This is a genomic window from Hymenobacter sp. H14-R3 (assembly GCF_030063445.1).
Lineage (GTDB): Bacteria > Bacteroidota > Bacteroidia > Cytophagales > Hymenobacteraceae > Hymenobacter.
Map to the genome: position 1 here is coordinate 1 of NZ_JASITD010000055.1, position 6,116 is coordinate 6,116.

At 55.0% G+C, this 6,116-nt stretch carries 7 protein-coding genes; 3 read left to right on the forward strand and 4 right to left on the reverse strand.

The genetic code is table 11. The annotated features are described in order from the left end of the window. Nucleotides 1-125: 125 nt before the first annotated feature. Together QMK33_RS23090 and QMK33_RS23095 are read right to left on the reverse strand one after the other, a co-directional pair. Entirely contained in the window at nt 126-404 is a 279-nt protein-coding gene (locus QMK33_RS23090; RefSeq protein ID WP_283566991.1) for a hypothetical protein, read from the reverse strand. A gap of 32 nt (nt 405-436) precedes the next feature. Continuing rightward, entirely contained in the window at nt 437-1,402 is a 966-nt protein-coding gene (locus tag QMK33_RS23095) for a replication initiation protein (protein WP_283566992.1), read from the reverse strand. Between the two features lie 1,101 nt (nt 1,403-2,503). Here QMK33_RS23095 and mobC point away from each other — a divergent pair. The 3 genes from mobC to QMK33_RS23110 are packed head-to-tail and all read left to right on the forward strand — an operon-like array spanning nt 2,504 to nt 4,528. Next, the gene (mobC, locus tag QMK33_RS23100; RefSeq protein WP_283566993.1) at nt 2,504-2,884 is read left to right on the forward strand and encodes a plasmid mobilization relaxosome protein MobC; all 381 of its coding nucleotides are present in this window, start codon (nt 2,504-2,506) and stop codon (nt 2,882-2,884) included. Beyond that, complete coding sequence (locus QMK33_RS23105; protein WP_283566994.1) at nt 2,881-3,843, forward strand: relaxase/mobilization nuclease domain-containing protein; 963 nt, start codon at nt 2,881-2,883, stop codon at nt 3,841-3,843. The genes mobC and QMK33_RS23105 overlap by 4 nt, the downstream gene beginning before the upstream one ends. A gap of 16 nt (nt 3,844-3,859) precedes the next feature. Next, entirely contained in the window at nt 3,860-4,528 is a 669-nt protein-coding gene (locus QMK33_RS23110; RefSeq protein ID WP_283566995.1) for an adenine nucleotide alpha hydrolase family protein, read from the forward strand. 134 nt (nt 4,529-4,662) lie between these two features. Here QMK33_RS23110 and QMK33_RS23115 read toward each other — a convergent pair whose 3' ends face one another. Together QMK33_RS23115 and QMK33_RS23120 are read right to left on the reverse strand one after the other, a co-directional pair. Next, nucleotides 4,663-4,872 carry a hypothetical protein gene (locus QMK33_RS23115; protein ID WP_283566996.1) on the reverse strand — a complete coding sequence of 70 codons (210 nt, stop codon included), beginning with the start codon at nt 4,870-4,872 and terminating at the stop codon, nt 4,663-4,665. 486 nt (nt 4,873-5,358) lie between these two features. After that, nucleotides 5,359-5,856, reverse strand: a complete 498-nt coding sequence (locus QMK33_RS23120; RefSeq protein WP_283566997.1) for a hypothetical protein — start codon at nt 5,854-5,856, stop codon at nt 5,359-5,361. Nucleotides 5,857-6,116 lie beyond the last annotated feature (260 nt).

The window sequence follows — 6,116 nt, forward strand, 5'->3', positions numbered from 1 at the left end:
AAACGAACGTTTAACGAATGTGATAAGCTCGCTTTCTGAGTTAAAAGACTGTTAGATAGAATATTATACGTATAACAAAAGGGAAAAGAATCCTTCTCCCCACTGCCCTTGCTTCTGCCGGTGGCCTAGCCGGCTACGTGGGCTGGCAAGGCCGGCATGAAGCCGTCAAACACCTCGTAGCTCAGGATTTTGTAGCGACGAGCGTAGGCCCGCAGGTGAATGGCAATAATACGGTCCCTGGTGGCCAGTTCAGAACCGGGGCTATACTCTATGACCAGCATCCGCTTCTCGGCCTCCTGAGCAAGTAGGAAATGGCAAGGGATAGCCTGTTGCTCTGTTTCGGTGAGCTGCACCGCGTTATCGGGTTTGAGAATGACGAGTTCGAGGTAAATTTTTTGCCGCATATGGGGGAAGGAGACGGGGCCGCAAAGAACGATTAGGCGACGGGCGGCGCTGTTTTAGGCGTGACCAAGCCCAGGCGCACGAGCAGCAGGCCCCCGGCATTGCGGGTAGGCTTGACCTTGCCCGTTTTCAGGTCGTGGTTGTAGCGGTTCACTTCGGCGACGTGGGCGGCGCTGGCCATGATGGTCTGCCGATGCTTCGCGTCCGTGATGCGCAACTCGTCAAGGACGCGGGCGGCATTGTCATAGTGACTCTGCTGCACGCCGGGCAAAGTCGGAGTGGTGGCTACCAAATCGAAGGGGATGGTTTCGGATAGGGCTTGCGATTTGACCGTGAAAATGATGTTTTTGACACTTCGGCCTACTTTTTCGAGCTTGTAGCTGACATGTAGTTCGGTATGCTCATTGATTTGTTTGACAGACACATCTAGGACATTCACGCGAAAATCCTTGAATAATTTGAGCTTCTCATTGCCTTTAGCATCAAGTAGACCCAAGGTTTTTTTGAAGTCTTGAATGTCATACTTTTTAGTTTCGCCTAGGTCTTTCCACTGACTGCAAAGTGGATAAATCCGCTTTGCATACTTGCTGGTGAGACGGAGCGCAGCAGCGAGACCGAAGCTGGTAAAATTGTCTTTGAGGTGGAAAAGGTGCGGTAAAATGTGATTAGTAAGCTCAAATTCGATGATTCCAGTACCCGTTAAGTATTCGATTCTCTGGAACATAGAAAGCTGTTTGATGCTTTTTTCCGTCGTTGTCGAAAAAACACGGGACATCATTCCCTCAGTAGCCAGCAACAGATAAGGTAGGTGATATTGCTTGCTAGTTAAGGCAGATAATTCTTTGACATTCAACTGGTAAACCAATGATTCCTGTGTTTTTCGCAGCCTAGAAAGCATGAAGAAAAACAAGTCGAGCTGTAACTCACTATATTCAAAACGGGCATTTGTTAAAGCATTGCTTTGTCGTATCTCCGTTTCGGTTATAATTAGCTGATTCATAGTGCAAGTATACAATGAAAAGGCATAGTATAAAGGAGGCCCCTATTTAAACCTCCCATTTCACTGATTAAACCTCCTCATTTCACTGATTAAACCTCCCATTTCACTGATTAAACCTCCCATTTCACTGATTAAACCTCCCATTTCACTGATTAAACCTCCCATTTCACATTTTTTTTGCCTTCACAAAATTCTTGAAATCAATTAGTTACAGTGACTACTGTTGAGCCCTACAAATAGACAAAGCTTTTCAAATACAACAATTGCTGTTCCCGCGCGAGAAAAAAAAGGCTTTTAGAAACTGTTCGGGGGTACACTGGCGGGAACCAAAACAAAAACAACAAAACTTTTGATATTCAGTAACTTGCGCGCATTTTGAAAACTAGATATTATTGATAATCAAAGTTTTATAAACTTATTTGTCGAGCTTATGTACTGTTTTGAGCCGGGGATTGCGGGGTAGTGCTAAAAAGGGCTAGGAAGGCCCAGGACGAGCTAAAGGGGTTCGCGGGTATCAAGACGAGGCGAGAGGGTCCAGGAGGTCACTAGGACACGCTAAAAGGGCTGGCAGGTACCAAGGCGGGGATGGTACAGGGGGAAGGACGAACGATTGGGCAGTGGGGAAGGGCGGTGATGCACTGGTCAAGTAGTCAAGCGGCCAGGTGGGGGAGCAGGTAGGGCAGGCGAGTACAAGCAAGGGGGCAGCAGGCAGGGTAAAAGCAGAAAGGTCAGCGGTCGAGTGGGGAGTTGGGGAAGGCCGCCGCAGGTGGGGGAGGTCGTCCAGGTAGGCCAGCACAAGCGAGGAAGCTCAGCCAGGTCAGCGGGGCAATTGAACAGGAAGCAAGTCGAAGCTGAGCAGGGAGAGCCAGGACCGACTAAGGGGGAGACTAGCCACAAACCAGGATAGGGGGAGGCCGGGGAAGCAGGGGAGGGCAGCATCAGAAAAGAGTAGCGGGGGTAGTTGGATGGAGAGGCGCAGGAGCCGTACCTTGGAAGCCCCTAGCAGCTCGTTTTGGTGTAAAGCAAGTTATGTTTTTCGCTTCGCTCAAAACCCGTTCGCCCTTTGGGCTCACTCTAACTTGCCTCTTTGGGGGCCGCACTATGTCCGACGACCAGCCCAGCCCGCCGCCCCGCCGCCGCGGTCGGCAGCCCAAGACGACGCCCCACCAGGCGCACACCGTATCGGTGCGGTTGACTGAGGCGGAGCACTGCGAGCTGGCCACCGAGGCCAAGGATTACCGCAAGTCAATGGGCGAAGTCCTGCGGTCCGTATGGGCCGGCACCCCCGACGCGGCCCGCCCGCCCCGGCCGCGCACGGTCGAGGAAGTGGCGCAGCTGCGGCAGCTCATCGGCATGGCCGGCAACCTGAACCAGCTCACCAAGCAGCTGCACGCCGGCCACAACGTGAGCGAGGCGGCCCGGCAGGTGCTGGTGCAGCTTTACCGGCTGCTCGATGACTTAGCCCCCGACCCGACGCGATGATTGGCAAGGTGAAAATCGGCAAGAGCTTCGGCGGCATCTGCACCTATGTCTTTGGGGAGGATAAGGGAGCCGAGGTGCTGGCCACCGAAGGCGTGCGCGATACCTCAGCGGCCCACATGGCCGCGGACTTCAACGCGCAGCGGGAGCTAAACCCCAATTTGGGCAAGGCCGTGATGCACGTCGCGCTGGCCTGGCCAGCGGAGGAGAAGGCGCTTTTGAGCAACGAGCGGATGGAGGAAATAGCCCGCGCCTACCTGAAGGCGATGAAGGTGGACCCGGAGGGGACGCAGTGGGCCTTGGTGCGGCACCAAGACCAGGCCCACCCCCACGCGCATCTGATTGTCAACCGGGTAGACAACCAGGGGGCCACGGTGAGCGACCAGCACAACTACCGCAACAGTCTGGAGGCGTGCCGCAAGCTGGAAAAGCAATACGGCCTAGTCAGCGCCCAGGAAGTGAGCCAGGACAACCGCCGCGCCGTGCGCGAGCAGCTGCCGGAGCGGGCAGCGGCCAAACTCTACGTGCAGGACGCGCTGAGCCGGCACTTGCCCCACGTCGCGAGCCCCGAGGAGTTAACGGCGGCGATGCAGCGGGACGGTATCGGGGTGCAGGCGACCTACCAGAAGGAAAAATTGCAGGCCGTAGTGTTCGAGTACGAGGGCCACCACCTGAAAGGCAGCGAGTTGGGCCGGGCGTACAGCGGCAACAACCTGGCAAAGACCATTGAGGCGCAGCAGGAGCAGGTGCAACAGCAGCGGGCGGACGTGGGCGCAGCCGGCCAGCAGTACGGCCAGCACCGGATGGAATTGGAGCTAGAGGCGTTCGGCCGGGAGTACGCCGCGCAGAAGGAGCAGGCCGAGAAAGCCGAGAAACAGGTCCAGGAGCGCACGAAGCTAGAACAGACACCCAAGCCCCCACAACCCAGGATTGAGCGTAGCGGCGGCTACGGTATCGAGTAATTTCTTCCCTTTTGTTATGAATCCAACCCCCTCACCGGCCCCCAGCAATGGCGTAACTATCCTGATGGCCGAGATTGAGCGCATTGCCCAGGAGCTACGCGCCTACAACAAACGGCCCGCGCCCGCCACCGAGGACCAGGTGAAGGCCCTGGTGCAGCTGGCCGAGCGGGACCGGCCGCTCGTGCTGACCGTGAACAGCGAGGCCGTGGCCCAGCAGCTGGTGGGCAAGGTGGAGCAGCAGGCAAAAGCCTTCCAAGCGGGCTGTGATAAGCTTATTACGCTGGTAGACGACCGCACGGACTACCTCACGGAGCAGCTGACCGCCCGCTTGGCGGCGGTGCAGGCGGCGGAGGCTAAGCTAGCAGCTGCGGTGCAGCAGATTCCCCGTTCAGTGCCCTTGAACGTGTTTGAAAATTGGCGCTCGACGGTCGGCTTTACCCTTGGTCCGGTAGCCATTATGCTGTTAACGATGCTTTGCACCGGGCATTTTTCGCGGGTACCCAAAGCCGATTTAGAGAAGGTACAAGCTGACAATGAGCAGCTTCGGCAGTACAACGCCCGTCTGAGCAAGGAAGGCACTTTCTACTTGGACCAGGTTAAGCGTTACCAGGCGAAGTTTCCCAAGACCTCCCCTTACTTTCCAAAGTACGTGGCTCCACCTCTTCCAGCCCCAGCGGCTGAGTAGCCCCTTTTACGTGTTGTAAACGACCGTTCACAGTATGTAAAAGGCCACAACGACGTATTTAAATCACCGTTTCAGTGAACCGAAGTGGGCAAGCCCATCTGCACGGCACTAGGCCGTAATCCATACGTGTCTTCTTAGCGCGGACTGGCTAGGTTGCCCTTTTGTTTTTTATACGCAGCGGAGGCGAAGATGAGCCAGACCGCGCCCCCAACGCCCAGCCCCAGCCCCAGCTTCGCCAAGGAGTCGTTGCGGCCGGAATAGTAGCCCATCATGAACATGCCGGCCAAGGACAAGAGTATGCTGAAGGTGGCAACAAAGTAGAAGGAGCGGGATGGGTTTTTCATAGGGATTCGCAGTCGGTGGTATCGTGGGAACAAAAAGGTGCCGAGGCCGTGGATTTCTTTTGGTAAATCTAGGGCTAAGCGAGTTTAAGAAACTCGTCTACGATTCAACGTTTACGAAACTGGCCAAAGAGATGAGTTTCGTAAATTTTCAGACCAGTGCCTCGTTCCCCGGTAAAGTACCACACGAGCAGCACCCCGCATAGTACGGCTAAAAGCAGTGCGATTCCAAGGTTGGGATTATAACTAGGATTATGTAAAGGGACAAAACCTAGTTCAGGGAAGGACTATTTGCACTTCCCCACTGCCCCCAAAATCCTGTTTGCCCAGGCCCGGGAAAGCACCTGGTGGCGAGTTTACGAAACTCATCCCTTCGGCTCGTTTCGTAAACTTTGAATCGTAGACGGGTTTCTTAAACTCGCCCTGCCCTATGGGGCCAGCTGGCCACCTGGTGCAGGGCCGATTTCTGCCGTTCACGGAATGGAGCCTTTAGGGGTGCCATCTGGCATACTCCTGTCCTTGGGCCGCGACAGGTTGCACCTCTCCGACTTGAGCATGTTGTAAGTCGAATACGCGCTGCCGCTCAATAATTGCGGCAGTGCGCGCCCGCCAAGCGGTAAAAAAGGTGGCTGTATCCACGCGGATGTATTTGCCGAAGCCCTCCACAAACAGCGTGTCCTGGCTGCCCGGCCGCGCCTTTTGGAACGAAACAGCGTGTTTGTAACGAAAGCAGCCCTGCATTAAGCCCACTGAATCGCCCCCCGGCAGCAGGTCAAGGAATGCCAATCCACGCTCCGAATAAAAGCAAAGCTCATTTCTCGCCCGGCGAATGAATATTTGGTTGGCGGGAGTACCTGGGGGTTTGTCTAGTTGCTGTTCTACGTTGCGCCAAGTGCCCAGCAGCTGGTTTTCGGTAACGGGGGGCGGTTGGGTGCAGCCGTACGCCGTCAGCAGGCTCAGCATCGCAGTAAGCAAGGGCAGTTTCATCCTCATAGGTAGCCCAATCTAATGCGCAAGGGTTGGAGTTCACAAAAACGGTGATTTAAACAGCCACTGGATTTCCGATAGGGTTGGACAAGGACCCGCTAGCGGCCCTGCTGGTGTTTTTGTCACATTTTTTAAACGAACGTTTAACGAATGTGATAAGCTCGCTTTCTGAGTTAAAAGACTGTTAGATAGAATATTATACGTATAACAAAAGGGAAAAGAATCCTTCTCCCCACTGCCCTTGCTTCTGCCGGTGGCCT